The sequence below is a fragment of the Klebsiella sp. LY genome, from assembly GCF_004010915.1.
Classification (GTDB): domain Bacteria; phylum Pseudomonadota; class Gammaproteobacteria; order Enterobacterales; family Enterobacteriaceae; genus Klebsiella; species Klebsiella quasipneumoniae.
Genome location: NZ_CP022444.1, coordinates 613,764 through 636,255 on the forward strand (window position 1 = coordinate 613,764; position 22,492 = coordinate 636,255).

Sequence of the window (22,492 nt, forward strand, 5' to 3'; positions counted from 1 at the left end):
CTGGCACGACGATGCAAGTTTTGCCGCCCCAAAAGGCGGCAAACCGCGCTTACAGTACGCGGGTGGTGAGCGACAGGCCGTTGAAACCGACCTGCAGCTCGTCGCCGCTGTGCAGCGGTCCCACCCCTTCGGGGGTGCCGGTGAGGATCACGTCGCCGGCTTTGAGGGTAAAAAAGCGCGACATGTAGGCGATCAGCGGCACAATCTTATGGATCATGTCGGCGGTAGTGCCCTGCTGGCGCACTTCGCCGTTAATCTTCAGACTTAACGGCGTATTCTGCGGGTCGCCGTGGAACTCGGCCGCCGGAATAAAGCCGGAGATCGGACAGGCGTTATCGAAGCCTTTGGCCTTCTCCCACGGCTGCCCGGCCTTTTTCATTTTAGCTTGCAGGTCGCGCAGGGTGAGATCCAGCGCGACGCCATAGCCGGCAATCCCTTTCAGCACATGCTCTTCCGTCGCCTGACGCAGCGTACCGCCGATCAGCACCGCCAGCTCCACTTCATGATGCACCGAACCCAGCCCCTCAGGAAGCACCAACGGCTGACGGAGATCGCACAGTGCGCTCTCAGGTTTAATAAACAGCACCGGCTCTTCCGGCGTCGCACTGCCCATTTCCTTGATGTGCTTTGCATAATTGCTGCCGACGCAAACCACTTTGCTCACCGGATAATCCAGGAGCGCTCCCTGCCAGTTATGATGTTGGTACATTATTTTCCCTCGTGGGTTAATCGGATTGTTTCCCCTGTTCCGCCAGGTGTTTCTTTAGTAGATTTTCAGATGGCGGAGGAAGTTGCAGGTAATAGCCCTGTTCGCTTAACGCCTGTTTCACTTTTTCCAGGTCGGCGTTAACCAGTTTTTTGCGCCCATCCAGCGGCAGCAGCATCGCCATTTGCGGCGTGCCGAAACCGCGCATGAGCTCGTCAGGAACGCGTGAGAAATCGTCCTTTTTTTCGACGTATAAATAGGTTTGTTCACGTTTAGTACTTCGATAGATCACACAAAACATAGTTTTACTCGGAATTAGACCCGTGGTCACTTGCCTCAATATATCAGTGACTATAACATGCCTTTTAGTCTTCGGAATATCACCGCACTTCGGCGGTCGATAAACAGCAAATTGAGTAAGGCCAGGATGTCAAATACGCCAATCGAACTTAAAGGCAGTAGCTTCACGTTATCTGTCGTTCATTTGCACGATGCAAATCCCGAGGTTATTCGTCAGGCGTTAGAAGACAAAATCGCCCAGGCTCCCGCCTTTTTACGCCATGCTCCGGTGGTGGTGAATATCGCCAGCGTCGAGGAGAGTGTCGAATGGCGCGCCGTCAACGAGGCTATCGCCGCGACCGGTTTACGCATTATGGGCGTCAGCGGATGCAAAATCCCGCGCCTGAAAACCGAAATCGACCGCGCCGGGATCCCGTTATTAACCGAAGGGAAAGAAAAAGCCCCTCGTCCGGCACCGTCCGAACCCGCCCCGCCGCCGCCAGTTGCTAGTCAGATCACAAAAACGCGTTTGATTGATCAGCCGGTACGTTCCGGTCAGCGCATTTATGCGCCACACTGTGATCTTATTGTTACAAATCATGTGAGTGCCGGTGCGGAACTTATCGCTGACGGCAATATCCATGTATATGGCATGATGCGGGGACGCGCATTGGCAGGCGCCGGTGGCGACAGAGACGCCCAGATATTTTGTACCCACCTTGCGGCGGAGCTGGTCTCCATCGCCGGGGAATATTGGCTGAGCGATAACATCCCGGCCGAATTTTATGGCAAAGCGGCACGCCTGCGTTTAGGCGAAAGCGCTTTGACAATTCAACCGTTAAATTAATCCCTTTTTAACAAGGAATTTCTATGGCACGCATTATTGTTGTGACTTCGGGTAAAGGGGGCGTTGGCAAGACCACCTCCAGCGCGGCCATCGCTACAGGTTTGGCCCAGAAGGGAAAGAAAACCGTCGTTATCGACTTCGACATCGGCCTGCGTAACCTCGACCTGATTATGGGCTGCGAACGTCGCGTCGTTTATGATTTCGTCAACGTCATCCAGGGCGATGCCATATTGAACCAGGCGCTGATCAAAGATAAGCGCACGGAAAACCTCTACATTCTTCCGGCGTCCCAGACCCGGGATAAAGACGCCCTGACCCGCGAAGGCGTCGACAAAGTTCTCGAAGAACTGAAGAAGATGGAGTTCGATTTCATCGTCTGTGACTCCCCGGCAGGCATTGAGACCGGTGCGCTGATGGCGCTCTATTTCGCTGACGAAGCCATTATCACTACCAACCCGGAAGTCTCCTCCGTTCGCGACTCCGACCGTATCCTTGGCATTCTCGCCTCCAAATCCCGTCGTGCGGAAAATGGCGAAGAGCCGATCAAAGAGCACCTGCTACTGACCCGCTACAATCCAGGCCGCGTCAATAAAGGCGATATGCTGAGCATGGAAGACGTGCTGGAGATTCTGCGCATCAACCTGGTGGGCGTGATCCCGGAAGACCAGTCAGTCCTGCGCGCATCCAACCAGGGTGAGCCTGTGATCCTCGATGCCGCGTCGGACGCAGGCAAAGCCTATGCCGATACCGTTGAACGTCTGCTCGGAGAAGAACGCCCTTTCCGCTTCATTGAAGAAGAGAAGAAAGGATTCCTCAAACGCCTGTTCGGAGGATAAATTATGGCTTTACTCGACTTTTTTCTCTCGCGAAAAAAGAACACGGCTAATATTGCGAAAGAACGCCTGCAAATCATCGTCGCCGAGCGCCGCCGCGGGGACGCGGAGCCGCATTACCTGCCGCAGTTGCGCAAAGATATCCTGGAAGTGATCTGTAAATACGTGCAGATCGACCCGGAGATGGTCAGCGTGCAACTGGAGCAGCGGGACGGTGATATTTCCATTCTTGAGCTGAACGTGACCCTACCCGAAACGGAAGAGTCGAAACCCTGACCTGCTGTTCCATCCCGAAAAAAAACCGGCTACGCCACGCGCCGCCGGTTTTTTTATGGCCTGAACCAGACCGTCCGCTAGCGCGGATAGTCGCTTAACAGCCTCTTCAGCCGTTCGGCCATCAGCTCACCACGCCAACCGGAAATCAGCTCAGGCTCAGCGGCCTGCGTTTTCAGCTGCCAGTGCCAGTTCAGCAGCTGGTTGATCTGCCGACGCGACGCCAGCAGCTCCGCGCTTACGCCCTTCTCAGCGCTCACTTCCTGCACCAGCGCTTTAATATCTTTAAAGGCTTTGCGGTAGCCCGGCATGTCGATCAGATTCTGCAGCGGCGCCGGCAGGGCCGACTCCGGCAGCGCCTGTGCTTTCTCGACCAGGCTAATCAGCGTTTTGCCATGGAAGCGAATTTCGCTACCGGACAACCCGAGGCTGTCGAGCTCGCCGAGGCTGGTGGGCATATAGCGCGCCACGCTCCACAGATGCTCTTCCCGCACCACAAAGTTCACCGCCAGGTCGCGCTCCCGCGCTTTGCGCAGGCGCCACTCCGCCAGCAGCTGCAGGCAGCCCAGCTGGCGGGTACGCAACTGCCAGGCGTTGCCGATATCGCGCCAGGCCTCGGCCGGGTCGACCACCTCCTGGCGACGCTGCTGCATCAGGCGGCATTCGTCCAGTGCCGCCGATAGCCAGCCCGCGCGATCGGTCTCCGCCATTAATTGGCTGGCGATCGGCAACAGGTACCAGACGTCGGCCGCGGCATATTCACACTGACGCTCGGTTAGCGGACGCGCCAGCCAGTCGGTGCGGGATTCGCTTTTGTCCAGCGCAACCCCGGAATACTCTTCCACCATCGAGGCGAAGCCCCAGGACATCGGCCGACCGCAGAAGGCTGCCAGGATCTGGGTGTCGATCAGCGGCTGCGGCATCAGGTTGAACGCGTTGAGAAAGACTTCTAAATCTTCGCTGCCGGCATGCAGGTATTTGGTCACATCCGGGTTGAGCAGCAGGTCGCGCATCGGCGCCCAGTCGGTAATCGTTAAGGGATCGATCAGAGAGACCTGGCGGCCGTCGAACAGCTGCAGCAGGCCCAGCTGCGGGTAATAGGTACGGGTACGGACAAATTCCGTATCCAGAGCGACGGCGGAGGCGGCGCTTGCCGCTTCGCAGACAGCGCGCAGGCCATCGTCGGTGGTGATCATCTGATAGTTCAAAGCATACTCTCTTAACTTGCGCCCATAAAAAACGCCGGCGTAGCCGGCGTCTGGCGACTCATTCGTTACTTAGCCTTTATTGTCCACTTTAGCGCGCGCTTCGTCACGCAGTTCTCGCCGCAAAATTTTCCCGACGTTGGATTTCGGCAGTTCGTCACGGAATTCCACCAGCTTCGGTACCTTGTAACCGGTCAAATGGCGACGGCAGAACGTAATCAGCGCTTCTTCGGTTAACGCGGCATCTTTCTTCACCACGAAGATCTTCACCGCTTCGCCGCTGCTGCCGGACGGCACGCCGATGGCCGCCACCTCAAGCACACCGCTGTGCTGCATGACCACATCTTCGATTTCATTCGGATAGACGTTAAAACCCGACACCAGGATCATATCTTTTTTCCGGTCAACGATGCGCAGGAATCCCTCTTCATCCATCACCGCGATGTCCCCGGTGTGCAACCAGCCGTCTTTAATAATCTCATCCGTCGCGTCAGGACGCTGCCAGTAGCCCAGCATCACCTGCGGCCCCTTGATACAGAGCTCGCCCGGCTGACCCGGCGCCACTTCGTTATCGTCGTCGTCCACCAGTTTGGCTTCAGTGGAGGGCACCGGCAGGCCAATGCTGCCGCTGTGGTAGTCGATGTCGTGCGGGTTGACGCTGACCAGCGGCGAACACTCGGTCAGGCCGTAGCCCTCCAGCAGATATTGTCCGGTCAGTTTCACCCAGCGCTCAGCCACCGCCTGCTGCACCGGCATACCGCCGCCGGCGGAGAGGTGCAGCGAGGAGAAATCAAGCTGCTGGAACTCTTTGTTGTTCAGCAAGGCGTTGAACAGGGTGTTGACCCCGGTCATGGCGGTAAACGGATATTTCGCCAGCTCCTTCACCAGCCCGGGGATATCGCGCGGGTTGGTGATCAGCAGATTCTGCCCGCCCAGCTCGATAAACAGCAGGCAGTTCATGGTGAGGGCGAAAATGTGATACAGCGGCAGCGCGGTGACCACAAACTCTTTGCCGCGATGCAGCAGCGGGCCGTAGGTGGCATTGACCTGCTCAAGGTTGGCCAGCATGTTGCGGTGGGTCAGCATCGCCCCTTTAGCCACCCCGGTGGTGCCCCCGGTGTACTGTAGAAACGCCAGATCTTCCGCAACGATCTCCGGCTTCACGTACTGCATGCGATAGCCGTGCTGCAGCGCGCTGCGAAACGAGATGGCATCCGGTAGATGGTACTTCGGCACCAGCCGCTTGATGTACTTAACCACAAAGTTCACCAGCGTGCCTTTGGCGGTGGAGAGCTGGTCACCCATGCGCGTCAGGATCACGTGTTTCACCTGGGTCTTCGCCACCACTTTTTCCAGGGTATGGGCAAAGTTGGAGACGATGACGATCGCCGCCGCGCCGCTGTCGTTGAGCTGATGCTCCAGTTCACGCGGGGTATATAAGGGGTTGACGTTAACCACGATCATCCCGGCGCGCAGGATGCCAAACAGGGCCACCGGATACTGCAGCAGGTTAGGCATCATCAGGGCCACCCGGTCGCCCTTCTGTAGTCCTAAGCCCTCCTGAAGGTAAGCGGCGAAGGCGCGACTGCGCTCTTCCAGCTTACGATAGGTCATCACTTCACCCATATTGATAAACGCCGGTTGGTCGGCGTAGCGGGTGGTGGCATGTTCAAACAGTTCAACCAGGGATTGATAGCGGTCAGGATTTATCTCCGCCGGAACATCTGCGGGATAACGGTTTAGCCAAACCTTTTTCACTGCATCACCTCTGAAATAGTTATTCGTCGTCATCACAGCCCCTGGAAAATACATTTTGTTAACATTATATTAACTCAGCGTACCAGTTTATTAATTAGGCAATGAGCAGGTTGCGAAGCGCGTCACTATTTTTTTTCTTATTCGACTGAAAACAAAGAAACAGCGGACCGGCCGCTGTTTCTTTGAACTAACAAAAACAACAAAATCATTCGGTTACAACGTTTCTGACCTCTGCTGGGCCGGGGTTGTACCAACCCCATCCGCCATAGCCGTAACCCCAGGGGCGCGGACCCAGCATCCACGGGTCGATCGGCTGCGGGGGCATCACCACCTGCTGCACCACGTTCCAGCGTTTGTAGCCGGTGGCGTTCATCAGCATAAATTTGTAGGGCGTGCTGCCTACTTTGCCTTCGACCACCCCGGCAATCGGCCCGACCACGGTCACCAGCTGACCGCGGAAGTCCACCGGATCGAGGAAGCCGTTAACATCGGCATAGATCCGCCCGCGCGAGGGTTCGCCCAGTTCCGGTCGCGCACCGCTGTCCAGCGGCACGGTAGCGATTTCTAAGCGGGTTTTCCCCTGCAGGTTCTGCACGTTGACCACCTTGCCGCCAAAGCGCGCTTCCTGACCGACGTACAGCTGCGGGGCGTTCATCACCCGCACTAAATCCTGCTGCGGCGTGGGGCTGGTGCCTTTGATGGCATCCGGCACCGATACGCAGCCGCTCAGCGCAACGGCAACCGCCGCGGCCAGCAGCCAGCGAACGCCCTGTTTTTGACCCGCCATGATGCGACTCCTTTTCTCAGTCTTCTTGTTACTGAGATTCACTCGCGGCCCGGAAGTTTCTTCCACGCCACCTCGTTACGCAAATAAACCGGCTCCGCTTTCTCCACGGCCACGGTTTTCCCTGCCGCCAGCAGATAACAGGCTAACGGCAGCATATCCTCTGCCGCCGGCAGTTCAATTTCGCCGCTGCTTAAGGTCAGTCCGCTTTCTTTCGCCAGATCCGGCCACGCCTGCCAACCGGTGCCGACGGTGGCCCATTCGCCGGAAAGCTGTGCCAGCCGTTCGGCCACCGCGTCCGGTTTGAGCACCGCTTCCGTCTCTTCGCCGTGCCAGACGCCCTGCTCGTCGCGCTGATACTCGGCCCAGTAGACTTCCCCCATCCGGGCGTCAATCGCCGCCAGCACGCGGGTGGCGCCGGTTTTGCGCCACGCGCCCTGCGCCATGGTGGCCAGCGTGGAAACACCGATCATCGGCAGCTCCGCGCCCAGCGCCAGCCCCTGAGCGATACCGATGCCAATGCGTACGCCGGTAAAGCTGCCAGGACCGCGGCCAAAGGCCAGCGCGTCCAGCTCGGTCAGGGTGGTGCCGCTCTCGGCGAGGACCTCCTGCACCAGCGGCAGGATACGTTGGGTATGTTCGCGGGGACAAATTTCGAAATGAGCACTAAGGGTGCCATCATTCCACAGCGCTGCGGAGCAGGCTTCTGTGGCGGTATCGATAGCCAAAATTCGCATGGGTGGTCACGCTCTCGTTACATAGTTCAGGCCTTCAGGCAGCCTGTTTTCCGGCAGACGGACAACCCGTCGCCACACCGCCCGAAGTCTAGTGGGAACCGCTAATTAACAAAATGGCGCGCAGCTTAACACATTTCAGGGCGGATTACCTTGCCGGCGGCACGGCGAGAAAGCGCACCGCCCGGCGGATATCGCGGGTTCGCGGCGCCGGCGGCAGACTGGCCAGAAAGACCGCGCCGTAGGGGCGCATCACCAGCCGGTTGTCGCAGATCACCAGCACCCCGCGATCGTCGATATCGCGGATCAGGCGGCCCACCCCCTGCTTAAGGGTGATCACCGCGTCCGGGAGCTGCACTTCATCGAACGGATCGCCGCCGCGCAGCCGGCAATCTTCCATCCGCGCTTTCAGCAACGGATCGTCCGGCGAGGTAAACGGCAGCTTATCAATGATCACCAGCGACAGCGCGTCGCCGCGCACGTCGACTCCTTCCCAGAAGCTGCTGGTGGCCACCAGCAGGGCATTGCCGGCGCTGACGAACTGCTGCAGAAGCTGGCCTTTACTGGTCTCGCCCTGCAGCAGCACCGGCAAAGTCATGGTGGCGCGGAACTGCTCCGCCAGATCGCGCATCATGGCGTGCGAAGTGCACAGCATAAAGCAGCGACCGTCGTTAGCCTCGATCAGCGGCTTGAGCATCGCCGCCAGATGGCGCGCCGCGCCGGGCTGGTTCGGCAGCGGTAGGTTACGCGGCACGCAGAGCAGCGCCTGATGCTGATAGTCAAAGGGGCTCGGCAGCAACAGTGTCTGCGCCTCGTCGATCCCCAGCCGGGCGGTGAAATGGTGCAGATCGTCGTTTACCGACAGTGTCGCCGAGGTAAAGATCCAGCTCCCCGACTTCTGCGCCATCACCTCTTTAAACTTCTCGGCCACGGTCAACGGCGTCAGCGCAAGGGTAAAGTGGCGCGAGGTGCACTCATACCAGTAACTGTAGCCCGGCTGATTGATCTCTTTCAGCCGCTTCAGGCGCCCGCGATAAAGGGTGGCGCGCTCAAAGGCGGCATCGAGCAGCGCCGAGCGCCCCAGCGAGAGTTTGGCGACGTCGTAACACAGTTCAAGCGCATCATCGAGCAGCAGCAGCGCCCGCTGAATGTGGCTGTCCGCCAGCAGTTCCCGCAGGTTTCCGCGGTAGCCAGGGTCCCCCAGCTGCAGGCGGAAATCCTGGGCGCTTTGCGCCAGGCGGTCGGCGCATTTTTGCAGCTGTTGAGTGTCTTTCAGTTCGGTGCGATAGGCAATAGTGATGTCTTTCGCCAGATCCAGCAGCTGGCGGCTGGAGAGCGACTGGCCAAAGTACTGGCTGGCGATATCCGGCAGCTGATGGGCTTCGTCGAAGATCATCACCTCCGCCTCGGGGATCAGTTCGGCAAAGCCGCTCTCTTTGACCACCATATCGGCAAGGAACAGGTGATGGTTGACGACCACTACGTCGGCGTCCATCGCTTTTTTACGCGCCTTCACCACGAAGCAATCTTTATACAGCGGGCAGTCGCTGCCGAGGCAGTTATCGTTGGTACTGGTGACCAGCGGCCAGGCCTGGGAATCTTCCGCCACGCTGGCGCAGGTGCTGATATCGCCATCCTGAGTTTGGTTCGACCAGGAGCGCAGGAGGATCACGTCGCTGAGGGTTTGCACCGGCAGATCGCCGCCCGCCAGCGCCTGCTGTTCCAGGCGTTCGAGGCACAGGTAGTTGGAGCGCCCTTTGAGCAGCGCCAGTTTGCCGGTGAATTTGAGCGCTTTGGCGACGGTGGGCAGATCGCGGCTGTAGAGCTGATCCTGCAGCGCTTTCGACCCTGTGGAGATAATCACCTTTTTTTTCGCCCGCAGCGCTGGCGCCAGGTAAGCGTAGGTTTTACCGGTTCCGGTCCCCGCTTCCACCACCAGCGGCCGGGAGGCCTCAATCGCTTCGCTGACCGCCACCGCCATCTGGCGCTGCGGCTCGCGCGGTTTAAATCCCGGTATGGCTTTGGCTAGCTGGCCGTCTGCTGCAAAATCGTCGATCACATTGCCCCCTGGTTATTTGGACAGTGATTATGTCAGGGAGAGCGGCGTTTCGCCAGTCCGGGTAGTGACGCGAGCGGAACATTATGGCAGTCTTGCCGCAGCTAAATGGAATGCTCAGAGAGGAATGAGAAATGACAATTACGCGTATTGATGCCGAAGCCCGCTGGTCAGATGTAGTGATCCACAATCAGACCCTTTACTACACCGGCGTGCCGGCGAATCTTGATGCCGATGCCTTCGAGCAGACCGCCAACACCCTGGCGCAGATTGACGCGGTGCTGGAAAAACAGGGCAGCGACAAGTCGCGCATTCTTGACGCCACCATTTTCCTCGCCGACAAAAGCGACTTTGCGGCGATGAATAAAGCGTGGGACGCCTGGGTGGTAGCCGGTCACGCCCCGGTGCGCTGCACGGTGGAAGCAACGCTGATGAACCCGCAGTATAAGGTTGAAATCAAAATTATCGCCGCGGTGTAATTACTCGTCTTCGTCTTCATCTTCAAAGCGCGCGACGATCCGTTCGCCGGTATGCGTCGCGCGTAGCTCTTCCGCCACCAGGGCAATCGCCTGGCCACTGCTCATCCCCTGGGCCATCAGTTCCTGGATACGTTCGACCGCTTTTTGCTGTTGCTCGTGGCTCAGCGAAGGTAAACCTGCAAACATGTTGTACTCCTGCTACATTGTGGGGCGTAATTATTTCACGCCGTCCCCGCCTACGCCAGAGGGACGGTAACGTTCAGGATCGAGAAAGATGTTGTCCCCCGCGATTATTACCCTGCCCTGGCGCCCGGATGCCGCCGAACACTATTTTACGCCGTTAAGCGCCCTGCCCTGGGCGATGCTGCTACATTCCGGCTTTGCCGACCATCCGCATAACCGTTTTGATATCCTGGTGGCGGCCCCGCGCGCCACGCTGCTGACGCGCGGTGAACAGACCTGGGTCGATGACGGCGAGACCACTTTTGTCTCGGCGGACGATCCGCTGCAACTACTCCAGCAGCAGCTGGATCGTCAGCCGTTCACGCCGCAGCCCCATGAGGATTTGCCGTTTCTTGGCGGCGCGCTGGGGCTGTTCGGTTACGATCTGGGCCGCCGTTTTGAGCGACTTCCCACTGTGGCGCAGGCCGATATCGCGCTGCCGGATCTGGCGGTGGGGATTTATGACTGGGCGCTGATCGTCGACCATCAGCGCCAGCAGGTGTCGCTGCTCAGCTATGACGACCCGCAGCAGCGTCTGCAGTGGCTGGAGGCGCAAACGCCGGCGCCAGGTGAAACCTTCGCCCTGACCTCTGCCTGGCAGTCAAATATGAGCCGCCAGCAATACGGCGAGAAATTTCGTCAGGTGCAGGCCTATCTGCGCAGCGGTGACTGCTATCAGGTCAATCTCGCCCAGCGTTTTCAGGCCCGCTACGTCGGGGATGAATGGCAGGCTTTCCGCCAGTTGAACGCCGCCAACCGCGCCCCCTTTAGCGCCTTCATCCGCCTTGCGGAAGGGGCGATTTTAAGCCTGTCGCCGGAGCGATTTATTCAGCTCCGCCAGGGGGAAATCCAGACGCGCCCGATTAAGGGCACCCTGCCGCGGCTCGATTCGCCGCTGGCGGATGCGCAGCAGGCGGAGAAGCTGGCGAACTCGCCGAAAGATCGCGCCGAGAATTTAATGATTGTCGACCTGATGCGCAACGACATCGGCCGCGTCGCCGTCCCGGGCAGCGTGCGGGTCCCCGAGCTGTTCGTGGTGGAGCCGTTCCCGGCGGTCCATCATCTGGTCAGCACCATCACCGCCCGCCTGCCGGCGACGCTGCACGCCAGCGATCTGCTGCGCGCCGCCTTCCCGGGAGGGTCGATCACCGGCGCGCCGAAGGTCCGGGCGATGGAGATTATTGATGAACTGGAACCCCAGCGACGTAACGCCTGGTGCGGGAGCATCGGCTATCTGAGCTATTGCGGCAATATGGATACCAGCATCACCATTCGCACCCTAACGGCCTGGCAGGGGCAACTGTACTGTTCCGCCGGCGGCGGGATTGTGGCGGATAGTGAGGAAGCCGCAGAATATCAGGAAACTTTTGATAAAGTTAATCGTATCCTGCACCAACTGGAGAACTAGACCATGGCGGACCGCGCCCTCAATCTGGATGACTTTCTGTCCCGCTTTCAGCTGCTGCGTCCACAGCCTTCGCCACAGGCGCTAAACCAGCGGCAGGCGGCGGTGCTGGTGCCGATCGTACGCCGGCCGCAGCCTGGCCTGCTGTTGACCCAGCGTTCGCCGTTGCTGCGCAAGCACGCCGGCCAGGTCGCCTTTCCCGGCGGGGCGGTAGATAATACCGATGCGACGCTTATCGCCGCCGCTCTGCGCGAAGCCCAGGAAGAGGTGGCGATCCCGCCAGAGAAGGTTGAGGTGATTGGCGTTCTGCCGCCGGTGGACAGTGTCACCGGCTTCCAGGTGACGCCGGTGGTGGGCATTATTCCACCGGATCTGCACTATCACGCCAGCCAGGACGAGGTCTCCGCGGTATTTGAAATGCCGCTCGCCGAAGCCCTGCGCCTCGGGCGCTACCATCCGCTCGATATCCACCGCCGGGGCAACGACCACCGCGTCTGGCTCTCCTGGTACCAGCATTATTTTGTCTGGGGAATGACCGCCGGGATCATTCGCGAGCTGGCGCTGCAGATAGGCGCGCGCCCTTAGCTATACTGATTATGAGAGGGCGCTCTCACTATTAGTAAAATCGCGGTTATCCATTAGTTTAATTCATGTGAATAGTTGAACTGACAGGGCGCTTCCCTCTTACACTATGCGCAGTTATTACATCGTTACCGCACCCGCGGTAACCCTGTCAGGAGTATTATCGTGATTAGTCTATTCGACATGTTCAAGGTGGGGATTGGTCCCTCATCTTCCCACACTGTTGGCCCGATGAAGGCCGGTAAACAGTTCGTCGATGACCTGGTCGAAAAAGGATTGCTTAATGCAGTGACCCGCGTGGCGGTTGACGTCTACGGTTCGCTGTCATTAACCGGCAAAGGCCACCATACGGACATCGCCATTATCATGGGACTGGCGGGCAATCAGCCCGATACGGTCGATATAGACGCGATACCGGCATTTATCCGTGACGTCGAGACACGCGGCCGTCTGCTGCTGGCCAACGGTCAGCACGAAGTCGACTTCCCGGCGGATGACGGCATGCGTTTTCGCAGCGACAATCTGCCGCTGCACGAAAACGGCATGACCATTCATGCCTGGGCCGGCGAGAAAGAGATCTACTGCAAGACTTATTACTCGATTGGCGGCGGCTTTATCGTCGATGAAGAGCACTTCGGCAAAGAGAACGCCAACGAACTGCAGGTGCCCTACCCGTTTAAATCGGCGCAGGAAATGCTGGCCTACTGCAAGGAGACCGGCCTGTCGCTCTCCGGGATGGTGATGCAGAACGAGCTGGCGCTGCACAGCAAAAAAGAGATCGAGGACTATTTCGCTAATGTCTGGCAGACCATGCGCGCCTGTATCGACCGCGGCATGAACACCGAAGGCGTGCTGCCTGGCCCGCTGCGCGTACCGCGTCGCGCGTCGGCGCTGCGTCGTCTGCTGGTGGCCAGCGATAAGCTCTCCAGCGATCCGATGAACGTCGTTGACTGGGTCAACATGTTCGCGCTGGCGGTCAATGAAGAGAACGCCGCCGGCGGTCGCGTGGTGACCGCGCCGACCAACGGCGCCTGCGGCATCGTTCCGGCGGTACTCGCTTATTACGATCACTTTATCGAATCCGTCAGCCCGGAGATCTATATCCGCTACTTTATGGCCTGCGGTGCGATTGGCGCGCTGTACAAGATGAATGCCTCCATTTCCGGCGCCGAAGTCGGCTGTCAGGGCGAAGTGGGCGTCGCCTGCTCGATGGCGGCGGCGGGTCTGGCCGAACTGCTCGGCGCCAGCCCGGAACAGGTCTGCGTGGCGGCGGAGATCGGCATGGAACACAACCTCGGACTGACCTGCGACCCGGTCGCCGGCCAGGTACAGGTGCCATGCATTGAACGTAACGCCATCGCCTCCGTGAAAGCGATCAACGCCGCGCGGATGGCAATGCGCCGCACCAGCGAACCGCGCGTCTCGCTCGATAAAGTGATCGAGACCATGTACGAAACCGGCAAAGACATGAACGCCAAGTACCGCGAAACTTCGCGCGGCGGACTGGCGATTAAAGTTCAGTGTGACTAAAGTGTTGGCTTTCGCCTGCCCCCTCCCGGTGCGCAGGCGTGAAGCGAGGGGAACTGAAAGCCCCCTGCCTTCCTGATGCGCCCTCTGTGGCGCATTTCTTTTTTCTATACCTGACGATATTCTGCCACTACAATTGCTCTATTAAATAAGCCACGCTTAACCACTCGTCCTGTCGACAGGGTGTCGCACATGCAGACTGCACAAAAAGTCATTACGGCCTATCGTCGCAAACGCATTATTGTCTGCCTGCTGGTAGCCCTGGTGACCCTGGGCGCCACCTTAGCTATCCGATTTATTTCGCAGCGTAGCGAAAATGAAGGCTATATTCGCATGGCCGCCAACCAACGGGTGGCGGCGCTGGATAACATCCTGCGTCCGCTGAGCGCGCAGCGAACCACTCTGCTTCCTCTGGTGGGTCACCCCTGCCCGGATATCCATCTGTCGCTGCGTAAAATCGCGGCCTCGTTGCAGACCGTTCGTTCCGTCGCGCTCGTGACGTCAGGTATCGTTTACTGTTCGAGTATTTTTGGGCCGCGACAGGCGGATTTACATCGCCTGCAGCCTGCGCTTCCTGCACCCCGTCCTCTGCTGCTCTTTTCGAATGACAGCTCCTTGCTCAAAGGCTCACCGGTGCTGATACAGTGGTATCCAGCCTCGGAGAGAGGCGTGGACGGCGTGATGCTGATTGTCAATATCGAGCTGCTGGGGACCTTAATTCTCAACGAAAAATCATCCCTGATAAGCGACGTCAGCCTGCAGGTTGGCGATCGTTATTTTAGCAGCAGCCATGGGCTTCTCGAGAAAGCGCATACCCCGCCGGGAACGGTGATTTATCGCCAGCGCTCTACCGAGTTTCCGTTTATCGTCAATATCAATGGCCCTGGCGCCTCGGCGATTGCGCTTGAGGAGCTGCCCGGCGAGCTGCCGCTGGCGCTGATCTTCAGCCTGTTGATGACCGGCATCGCCTGGCTGGCCACCGCCGGCAGAATGAGCTTCTCGCGGGAGATAAGCCTCGGTATTTCCGCCCGGGAGTTTGCCCTCTGGTGCCAGCCGCTGCAGGATGCGCGCAGCGGCCGCTGCTGCGGGGTGGAGATCCTGCTGCGCTGGAACAACCCTCGCCGCGGTGCGATTTCGCCGGAGGTGTTTATTCCCATCGCCGAAGGGGACAATCTGATCATCCCCCTCACCCGCTATGTGATTGCCGAAACCGCCCGCCGTCTGGATGCTTTTCCCCGCGACCGCCAGTTTCATATCGCGATTAACGTCGCTGCCCGCCACTTTGCCAACGGCTTACTGCTGCATGACCTGCATAATTACTGGTTCAGCATGAACCCGGTACAGCAGCTGGTGGTCGAGTTGACCGAACGCGATGTCCTGCAGGATGGCGACCAGCACATGGCCGAAGATCTGCACCAGAAAGGCGTCCAGCTGGCGATCGATGACTTTGGCACCGGCAACAGCTCCCTGTCGTGGCTGGAAACACTGCGCCCGGACGTGCTGAAGATTGACCGTTCGTTTACCAGCTCGGTGGGGATAGACAGCGTCAATGCCACGGTGACCGATATCATTATCGCCCTCGCCAACCGGCTGAATATTATTACCGTTGCCGAAGGGGTGGAGACGCAGGAACAGGAAAGCTACCTCAGAGACCACGGTGTCGATGTGCTGCAGGGGTTTTATTATGCCCGGCCGATGCCGGTGGAGGCATTCCCGGCGTGGCTGGCCAGTCGAGAGGCAACAGAATAACGCGCCGGTCCCCAAGGGGACCGGTGCGCAGGACGATTACTCTTCTTCGTCGCTCGGCGGACGGGTGACCACCGCGCGAACCAGATCGACCCGGTAGTCATTCGCTTCCACCACGGTGAAATGCAGCGGCGGTAATGACACCACGTCGCCAATGCGCGGGATATGGCCATTGGCGGAGATCACCAGACCAGCAACCGTAGCAATATCCTCATCGTCATTGATCAGCGGATCCAGCCCCAGCGCCTGCTGCAACGCATGCAGGTCGGTCGACCCCTTAATAAGCCAGCCGTCGCCATCGATAACGATCTCCGGCGTCTCATCGGCGTCCGGGAATTCTCCAGCGATCGCTTCCAGAACGTCCAGCGGGGTCACTAATCCCTGCACCACGCCAAATTCATTGGTCACGATGACGAAACTGCCGCGGGCGCGGCGCAGGACGCCGAGCAGATTGATCGGGTCCAGCGTTTCAGGTACCACGATCGCCGGGGAGGCGGAGGCCAGCGCCGCGACGTTTTCGCCCGACTCCAGAGCCACCAGCATCTCCTTCGCCCGCACGATACCAATGATTTCATCCAGTTCTCCGCGGCAGACCGGGAACAGACTGTGCGGCGACGAAAGCAGCTGACGGCGAATTTCATCTTCACTCTGCTCGGCGTCGACCCAGCTGATTTCCCCGCGCGGCGTCATGATGCTGCGCAGAGAGCGCTGAGCCAGGGTCAGCACGCCGTTAATCATGTAGCGCTCTTCTTCCGCAAAGGCGCCTTCCGGTACCGGCACCGCCGCCGGGCTGTCAGCGTCGTGGTTGACGGAGGCCTGTTTATTACGGCCGCCCATCAGACGCAAGATCGCATCCGCGGTACGGGCGCGCAGCGGCAACGTCGACTGGTGACGTACAAAGTTGCGGCGCGCCACCTGGTTAAAGAACTCAATGATGATCGAGAAACCGATCGCCGCGTAAAGGTACCCTTTCGGAATATGGAAGCCAAACCCTTCCGCCACCAGACTCAGGCCGATCATCAACAGGAAGCTCAGACAGAGCACCACCACCGTCGGGTGCTGGTTGACAAAGCGCGTCAACGGCTTGGAGGCCAGCAGCATCATGATCATCGCGATCACGACCGCTGCCATCATCACCGGCAGATGGTTCACCATCCCGACCGCGGTGATCACCGCGTCCAGTGAGAAGACGGCATCCAGCACTACGATCTGCAGTACCACCACCCAGAAACTGGCATAGCCTTTCCCGTGACCGGCATCGTGCTGGCGGTTTTCCAGCCGTTCATGCAGCTCAGTTGTCGCCTTGAACAGCAAGAAGATCCCGCCAAGCAGCATGATGAGGTCACGCCCGGAAAAGGAGAAATCGGCGATAGTAATCAGCGGCTTCGTCAGCGTCACCATCCAGGAGATCACCGACAGCAGCCCCAGGCGCATCACCAGCGCCAGCGACAGGCCGATCAGTCGCGCTTTATCACGCTGCTTCGGCGGCAGTTTGTCCGCCAGGATGGCAATAAACACCAGGTTATCAATACCGAGCACAATTTCCAGAACGATAAGCGTCAACAGGCCGGCCCAGATTGAGGGATCCATTAACAATTCCATGTGCGACTCCGGTTAGCGGCAAGGTCAGTCATCGCCATGTCATGCACGGACGCGACAATAGATGCTGAAAGATAAGCGTGATGCGTGGAGGTGGCAACCAGGTGCCAGAAAGTGAAAAGACGTCGATGACGGTCCATACTGCGGGCTATGCCCTATACTCCTGAGTAATTAAACGGAAGTTAAACATAGCAAAATATAGAGCGAAATTGGAAAAGATTTACCTGAATTTGCAATAACTAAGGCTATTTTTTGCGCTGCAAAATTATTAGCAGGCGATGCCTGATTAACGGATCTTCATCACATTAATTATTTTTTCACTGTCTAAAATAATTCGCGGTAGTAACTATTTTCTATCTTACACCCTAACTGAATCGATTTTGTCCTCAAGAGTGATTCAGGATGTATCAAAGCAGATGATGCATTCACGATAATAAAGGAGGTAGCAAGTGACGATTGCTATTGTAATAGGCACACATGGTTGGGCTGCAGAACAGCTGCTGAAAACAGCAGAGATGCTGTTGGGCGAGCAGGAAAACGTTGGCTGGATCGATTTCGTTCCGGGTGAAAACGCCGAAACGCTGATCGAGAAATACAATGCCCAGTTGGCAAAACTGGATACCAGTAAAGGCGTGCTGTTTCTCGTCGATACATGGGGAGGCAGCCCGTTCAACGCTGCGAGCCGCATTGTCGTCGATAAAGAGCACTACGAAGTTATCGCCGGCGTCAACATCCCGATGCTGGTGGAAACCTTCATGGCCCGCGATGACGATCCTTCCTTTGATGAGCTGGTCGCCTTAGCGGTAGAGACCGGCAGCGAAGGCGTGAAAGCGCTGAAGGCCAAACCGGTGGAAAAAGCGGCCCCTGCGCCCGCTCCAGCCGCGGCGCCTAAAGCCGCAGCACCGGCCAAACCGATGGGTCCGAATGACTACATGGTGATTGGCCTCGCGCGTATCGACGATCGCCTGATCCATGGTCAGGTCGCCACCCGTTGGACCAAAGAGACCAACGTCACCCGCATCATCGTCGTCAGCGACGAAGTCGCCGCAGATACCGTGCGCAAAACCCTGTTGACCCAGGTTGCGCCGCCGGGCGTCACCGCCCACGTGGTGGACGTCGCCAAAATGATCCGCGTCTACAACAACCCGATGTACGCCGGACAGCGCGTCATGCTGCTGTTTACTAACCCGACCGACGTTGAGCGCGTCGTCGAGGGCGGCGTGAAAATCACCAGCGTCAACATCGGCGGTATGGCGTTCCGCCAGGGCAAAACCCAGGTTAACAACGCGATTTCGGTCGATGCCAAAGATATTGAGGCGTTTAACAAGCTGAACGCACGCGGTATCGAGCTGGAGGCACGTAAAGTGTCCACCGACCCGAAACTGAAAATGATGGATCTGATCGCCAAGGTCGATAAATAACCCGGACGATCGCGCCCCAGTTTTCACTTTAAGACTTAATCAACAGGAGAAGTACAATGGAGATTACCCTTCTTCAGATTGTGCTGGTGTTCATCGTCGCGTGTATTGCGGGTATGGAGTCGGTGCTTGATGAATTTCAGTTCCACCGTCCTCTGGTCGCCTGTACGCTGATCGGCGCCGTTCTCGGCGATATGAAAACCGGTATTATTATCGGCGGTACGTTGGAAATGATCGCCCTGGGCTGGATGAACATCGGTGCGGCGGTTGCCCCTGATGCCGCGCTGGCGTCCATTATTTCCACCGTTCTGGTTATTGCCGGCCATCAGAGCATCGGCGCCGGCATCGCGCTGGCTATCCCGCTGGCGGCTGCAGGCCAGGTGCTGACCATCATCGTGCGTACTATCACCGTAGCCTTCCAGCACGCGGCGGATAAAGCGGCGGAGAATGGCAACCTGACCGCCCTATCGTGGCTGCACGTCTCGTCCCTGTTCCTGCAAGCGATGCGTATCGCTATCCCGGCCGTCATCGTGGCCATTTCCGTCGGTACCAGCGAAGTCCAGGGCCTGCTGAACGCAATCCCTGAAGTGGTCACCAGCGGCCTGAACATTGCCGGCGGCATGATCGTGGTGGTTGGTTACGCGATGGTCATCAATATGATGCGCGCGGGCTACCTGATGCCGTTCTTCTACCTCGGCTTCGTCACCGCCGCCTTCACCAACTTCAACCTGGTGGCCCTGGGCGTGATTGGCGCGGTCATGGCAATCCTCTACATCCAGCTGAGCCCGAAATATAACCGCGTCGCCGGTGCCCCGGCTCAGGCGGCTGGTAACAACGATCTCGATAACGAACTGGACTAACAGGTGAGCGAAATGGTTGATATGACTAAAAATACCACCGAGAAAAAACTCACTCAGAGTGATATTCGTGGCGTGTTCATTCGTTCTAACCTGTTCCAGGGTTCATGGAACTTCGAACGTATGCAGGCGCTGGGCTTCTGCTTCTCTATGGTTCCGGCGATTCGTCGTCTGTACCCGGAGAATAACGATGCGCGTAAGCAGGCGATTAAGCGTCACCTTGAGTTCTTCAATACCCATCCTTACGTTGCCGCTCCGGTACTGGGCGTAACGCTGGCGATGGAAGAGCAGCGCGCCAATGGCGCAGAGATTGACGATGGCGCTATCAACGGCATCAAAGTCGGTCTGATGGGGCCGCTGGCCGGTGTCGGCGACCCAATCTTCTGGGGCACTGTGCGTCCGGTGTTCGCGGCCTTAGGCGCCGGGATCGCGATGAGCGGAAGCCTGCTCGGCCCTCTGCTGTTCTTTATCCTGTTCAACGCGGTGCGACTGCTGACCCGCTACTATGGCGTCGCCTACGGCTACCGCAAAGGCGTGGACATCGTTAAAGATATGGGCGGCGGCTTCCTGCAGAAACTGACTGAGGGGGCGTCAATCCTCGGCCTGTTTGTCATGGGGGCGCTGGTTAACAAGTGGACGCACGTGAATATTCCGATGGTGGTGTCAAAAATCACCGGTTCTGACGGACAGGTTCACGTCACCACGGTGCAAACCATCCTCGATCAGTTGATGCCGGGCCTGGTACCGCTGCTGTTGACCTTCGCCTGTATGTGGCTGCTGCGTAAGAAAGTTAACCCGCTGTGGATCATCGTTGGCTTCTTCGTCATCGGTATCGCAGGCTACGCTGTCGGCCTGCTGGGTCTGTAATTTCCAGGTTGTACGCCGGGGGCTTGCCCCCGGCTTTTTTTTATCAGGAGGAACGCAAAGCAATGACATTCACGGACCTGGTGATCATCCTGTTCATCCTTGCGCTACTGGCCTACGCGGTGTATGACCAGTTTATTATGCCGAGGCGCAACGGCCCGGTGCTGCTGGCCATTCCCCTGCTTCGCCGCAGCCGCGTTGACGGCCTGATCTTTGTCGGCCTCATCGCCATTCTGATCTATAACAACATCACCCAGCACGGTACCCCGATCACCACCTGGCTATTGTCTGCGCTGGCGCTGATGGGACTCTATTTATTCTGGATCCGTACGCCGAAAATCATTTTCAAACCGCGCGGCTTTTTCTTCGCCAACGTGTGGATAGAATATCAGCGAATTAAAGAGATGAATTTATCCGAAGACGGCGTGCTGGTGATGCAATTAGAGCAACGGCGGCTGCTGATTCGCGTACGAAATATCGACGATCTGGAGAAAATATACAAACTTCTTGTTTCAACTCAATGAGTTAAAAATATAGCCAGCGCTATGTTTTTTCCGATTTCGTCTGGGGATTATATAGCCATGGCTATATTTCCCCACCTGCTCTTCTGTTTTTCATTAACTATTTATTTACTTATAAATTCAAATGAAAATCGTTATCATTTGGTTATTAAAATAGCCCTCTTCTGTTATTGTTTTATATTCCAAAAATATGTTAAGGTTGCGCCCGTCGTTGGGGAGTAGCCGATTTCCTGCCCGCCAGGAAATGTACGTGTCAACATACTCGTTGCAAAACGTGGCACGTACGGGTTGAAGTGATTCAATCAGGCGAGACCATAGATACATCACTGCTGTACGTATTGCTCAGCCATTGAGCGGCTCCGCGTATATTTACTGGGGGCAGCGATGTGTCATATGGATTATCCCCGGTCAGGACAGGCACATGAATTTATCCGCAACCCTTCTTCTCGCTTTCGGCATGTCTATGGACGCCTTCGCGGCCTCTATTGGCAAAGGCGCCACCCTGCACAAACCCAAATTTTCAGAAGCAGTGCGCACCGGGCTGATTTTTGGCGCTATTGAAACCCTGACGCCGCTGGTCGGCTGGGGACTGGGCATGCTGGCCAGCCAGTTTGTTCTCGAATGGAACCACTGGATTGCCTTTATTCTGCTGGTGTTTCTCGGCGGGCGGATGATCATCGAAGGGTTTCGCGGCGACAGCGACGAGGCGTGTGAGGCGCCTCGCCGGCATGGCTTCTGGCTGCTTGTCACCACCGCCTTCGCCACCAGCCTTGACGCCATGGCGGTCGGCGTCGGCCTGGCCTTCCTGCAGGTCAGCATTGTCACCACCGCGCTGGCGATCGGCTGCGCCACCTTTATCATGTCGACGCTGGGGATCATGGTAGGTCGCTTTATCGGCCCGCTGCTGGGCAAACGGGCCGAAATTCTCGGCGGTATCGTGCTGATTGGCATCGGCAGCGAAATCCTCTGGAGCCATTTCGCCGGTTAAGCTTTACTCCTCGCGCTGCCAGCAATGGATCATAAAATCGGTCTGGCAGCCAAAGGTTGCCTGCTGACGCAGCGCGTCATGCACGTCGGCGTTGGCCCGCCACGCGAACGGCGTCATCTGCAGCAGGGCCTGCGCTTCACTGCCCGTCAGGGTCATCGGATAAGCCAGCTGCTGCTGCGCATCCAGGCGGAACCCCGGCATCGCTTCCGTCTTCAGCTCATGCAGGCGGATCTCATCGTAAATCAGCCCTTTCAGCTCCAGCAAATGGCGGGGTCCCGGCGTGGCGGTGATCACCCACCCGCCAGGCCGCACCACTCGCGCCAGCTCACCGGCGTTGCAGGGGGCGTAAATGCGCACTACCGCATCGAAGCTGTTATCGGAGAACGGCAGACGCTGGCTGGAGGCGACGCAAAAATTCACCTGCGGATAGCGTTTTGCCGCCGCGCGGATTGCCGGCTTCGATACGTCCAGCCCCCAGCTGCGGCTGGCGATGGCGGCAAACGCGTGGGTGTAATATCCTTCGCCACAGCCGATATCCAGTAACGCCTGAGGGGCAGCGTGCCGCAATCGCTCAGCGATAGCGTCCCGCAGCGGCTGATAATGCCCGGCGTCGAGGAACGCCCGACGGGCCTGCATCATCTCAGCGCTGTCGCCGGGATCGCGCGACCGTTTGAACTGCACCGGTAGCAGATTGACGTACCCCTCTTTCGCCAGATCGAACTGGTGCCGCTGCGGGCAGGAATAGTGGTTGTCGCTACGGCTGAGCGGCGCGTGGCAAAGGGGGCAACTGTATGACATGACGGCTCCGG

Annotated in this window: 23 protein-coding genes; 13 read left to right on the top strand and 10 right to left on the bottom strand. The window is 58.2% G+C overall.

Features of this window, described 5'->3' with window-relative positions; translation table 11 throughout:
* Nucleotides 1-49: 49 nt before the first annotated feature.
* Both CE636_RS05785 and CE636_RS05790 read right to left on the bottom strand, forming a co-directional pair.
* Nucleotides 50-709 carry a fumarylacetoacetate hydrolase family protein gene (locus CE636_RS05785; protein WP_017900198.1) on the bottom strand — a complete coding sequence of 220 codons (660 nt, stop codon included), beginning with the start codon at nucleotides 707-709 and terminating at the stop codon, nucleotides 50-52.
* A 16-nt stretch (nucleotides 710-725) separates the two neighbouring features.
* On the bottom strand, nucleotides 726-1,007 hold the full coding sequence (locus CE636_RS05790) for a YcgL domain-containing protein (RefSeq protein WP_004203320.1): 282 nt from the start codon (nucleotides 1,005-1,007) through the stop codon (nucleotides 726-728).
* A 126-nt stretch (nucleotides 1,008-1,133) separates the two neighbouring features.
* On the opposite strand from CE636_RS05790, the gene minC reads away from it, so the two are divergent.
* The 3 genes from minC to minE are packed head-to-tail and all read left to right on the top strand — an operon-like array spanning nucleotide 1,134 to nucleotide 2,941.
* On the top strand, nucleotides 1,134-1,832 hold the full coding sequence (gene minC / locus CE636_RS05795; protein ID WP_004203323.1) for a septum site-determining protein MinC: 699 nt from the start codon (nucleotides 1,134-1,136) through the stop codon (nucleotides 1,830-1,832).
* Nucleotides 1,833-1,855: 23 nt separating this feature from the next.
* Nucleotides 1,856-2,668: a septum site-determining protein MinD gene (minD, locus tag CE636_RS05800; protein WP_017900199.1), complete on the top strand. Its 813-nt coding sequence runs from the start codon at nucleotides 1,856-1,858 to the stop codon at nucleotides 2,666-2,668.
* A 3-nt stretch (nucleotides 2,669-2,671) separates the two neighbouring features.
* A complete protein-coding gene (minE, locus tag CE636_RS05805) occupies nucleotides 2,672-2,941 on the top strand; it encodes a cell division topological specificity factor MinE (protein ID WP_004103270.1) in 270 nt (89 codons plus the stop codon).
* Nucleotides 2,942-3,018: 77 nt separating this feature from the next.
* Here the strand turns inward: minE and rnd are convergent, their stop codons facing one another.
* From rnd to CE636_RS05830, 5 genes are all read right to left on the bottom strand, one after another.
* Nucleotides 3,019-4,134: a ribonuclease D gene (rnd, locus tag CE636_RS05810; protein ID WP_072140568.1), complete on the bottom strand. Its 1,116-nt coding sequence runs from the start codon at nucleotides 4,132-4,134 to the stop codon at nucleotides 3,019-3,021.
* An 81-nt stretch (nucleotides 4,135-4,215) separates the two neighbouring features.
* Nucleotides 4,216-5,901: a long-chain-fatty-acid--CoA ligase FadD gene (fadD, locus tag CE636_RS05815; RefSeq protein WP_025999236.1), complete on the bottom strand. Its 1,686-nt coding sequence runs from the start codon at nucleotides 5,899-5,901 to the stop codon at nucleotides 4,216-4,218.
* Nucleotides 5,902-6,106: 205 nt separating this feature from the next.
* A complete protein-coding gene (locus tag CE636_RS05820; protein WP_017900202.1) occupies nucleotides 6,107-6,688 on the bottom strand; it encodes a Slp family lipoprotein in 582 nt (193 codons plus the stop codon).
* A gap of 38 nt (nucleotides 6,689-6,726) precedes the next feature.
* A complete protein-coding gene (tsaB, locus tag CE636_RS05825) occupies nucleotides 6,727-7,422 on the bottom strand; it encodes a tRNA (adenosine(37)-N6)-threonylcarbamoyltransferase complex dimerization subunit type 1 TsaB (protein WP_017900203.1) in 696 nt (231 codons plus the stop codon).
* A gap of 145 nt (nucleotides 7,423-7,567) precedes the next feature.
* Nucleotides 7,568-9,478: an ATP-dependent DNA helicase gene (locus CE636_RS05830; RefSeq protein ID WP_004175456.1), complete on the bottom strand. Its 1,911-nt coding sequence runs from the start codon at nucleotides 9,476-9,478 to the stop codon at nucleotides 7,568-7,570.
* Nucleotides 9,479-9,609: 131 nt separating this feature from the next.
* Here CE636_RS05830 and CE636_RS05835 point away from each other — a divergent pair, with 131 nt between their 5' ends.
* Nucleotides 9,610-9,954, top strand: a complete 345-nt coding sequence (locus CE636_RS05835; RefSeq protein ID WP_002910910.1) for a RidA family protein — start codon at nucleotides 9,610-9,612, stop codon at nucleotides 9,952-9,954.
* Here the strand turns inward: CE636_RS05835 and CE636_RS05840 are convergent, their stop codons facing one another.
* Nucleotides 9,955-10,140, bottom strand: coding sequence for a YoaH family protein (locus CE636_RS05840; protein WP_004203339.1), 186 nt, complete (start codon nucleotides 10,138-10,140; stop codon nucleotides 9,955-9,957).
* A gap of 88 nt (nucleotides 10,141-10,228) precedes the next feature.
* On the opposite strand from CE636_RS05840, the gene pabB reads away from it, so the two are divergent.
* The 4 genes from pabB to CE636_RS05860 all read left to right on the top strand — a co-directional run bounded on the left by pabB (nucleotide 10,229) and on the right by CE636_RS05860 (nucleotide 15,439).
* A complete protein-coding gene (pabB, locus tag CE636_RS05845) occupies nucleotides 10,229-11,584 on the top strand; it encodes an aminodeoxychorismate synthase component 1 (RefSeq protein WP_017900204.1) in 1,356 nt (451 codons plus the stop codon).
* Between the two features lie 3 nt (nucleotides 11,585-11,587).
* Nucleotides 11,588-12,166: a CoA pyrophosphatase gene (locus CE636_RS05850; RefSeq protein ID WP_004203342.1), complete on the top strand. Its 579-nt coding sequence runs from the start codon at nucleotides 11,588-11,590 to the stop codon at nucleotides 12,164-12,166.
* 162 nt (nucleotides 12,167-12,328) lie between these two features.
* Nucleotides 12,329-13,693: an L-serine ammonia-lyase gene (gene sdaA, locus CE636_RS05855; RefSeq protein ID WP_004203344.1), complete on the top strand. Its 1,365-nt coding sequence runs from the start codon at nucleotides 12,329-12,331 to the stop codon at nucleotides 13,691-13,693.
* A 189-nt stretch (nucleotides 13,694-13,882) separates the two neighbouring features.
* The gene (locus tag CE636_RS05860; RefSeq protein WP_017900205.1) at nucleotides 13,883-15,439 is read left to right on the top strand and encodes an EAL domain-containing protein; all 1,557 of its coding nucleotides are present in this window, start codon (nucleotides 13,883-13,885) and stop codon (nucleotides 15,437-15,439) included.
* 36 nt (nucleotides 15,440-15,475) lie between these two features.
* Here CE636_RS05860 and yoaE read toward each other — a convergent pair whose 3' ends face one another.
* Nucleotides 15,476-17,038, bottom strand: a complete 1,563-nt coding sequence (yoaE, locus tag CE636_RS05865; protein WP_004203354.1) for a CNNM family cation transport protein YoaE — start codon at nucleotides 17,036-17,038, stop codon at nucleotides 15,476-15,478.
* Between the two features lie 446 nt (nucleotides 17,039-17,484).
* Between yoaE and manX the strand changes: the two genes are divergently transcribed.
* From manX to mntP, 5 genes are all read left to right on the top strand, one after another.
* Nucleotides 17,485-18,456: a PTS mannose transporter subunit IIAB gene (gene manX, locus CE636_RS05870; protein ID WP_004203357.1), complete on the top strand. Its 972-nt coding sequence runs from the start codon at nucleotides 17,485-17,487 to the stop codon at nucleotides 18,454-18,456.
* A 56-nt stretch (nucleotides 18,457-18,512) separates the two neighbouring features.
* Complete coding sequence (locus CE636_RS05875; protein ID WP_004203359.1) at nucleotides 18,513-19,313, top strand: PTS mannose/fructose/sorbose transporter subunit IIC; 801 nt, start codon at nucleotides 18,513-18,515, stop codon at nucleotides 19,311-19,313.
* Nucleotides 19,314-19,325: 12 nt separating this feature from the next.
* Complete coding sequence (locus CE636_RS05880; protein WP_004145526.1) at nucleotides 19,326-20,177, top strand: PTS mannose transporter subunit IID; 852 nt, start codon at nucleotides 19,326-19,328, stop codon at nucleotides 20,175-20,177.
* A 62-nt stretch (nucleotides 20,178-20,239) separates the two neighbouring features.
* Nucleotides 20,240-20,698, top strand: a complete 459-nt coding sequence (locus CE636_RS05885) for a DUF986 family protein (RefSeq protein WP_004203361.1) — start codon at nucleotides 20,240-20,242, stop codon at nucleotides 20,696-20,698.
* Nucleotides 20,699-21,116: 418 nt separating this feature from the next.
* Nucleotides 21,117-21,683, top strand: a complete 567-nt coding sequence (mntP, locus tag CE636_RS05890) for a manganese efflux pump MntP (protein WP_017900206.1) — start codon at nucleotides 21,117-21,119, stop codon at nucleotides 21,681-21,683.
* A gap of 3 nt (nucleotides 21,684-21,686) precedes the next feature.
* On the opposite strand, the gene rlmA is transcribed toward mntP, so the two are convergent.
* Complete coding sequence (gene rlmA, locus CE636_RS05895; RefSeq protein ID WP_004203363.1) at nucleotides 21,687-22,481, bottom strand: 23S rRNA (guanine(745)-N(1))-methyltransferase; 795 nt, start codon at nucleotides 22,479-22,481, stop codon at nucleotides 21,687-21,689.
* Between the last annotated feature and the right edge of the window lie 11 nt (nucleotides 22,482-22,492).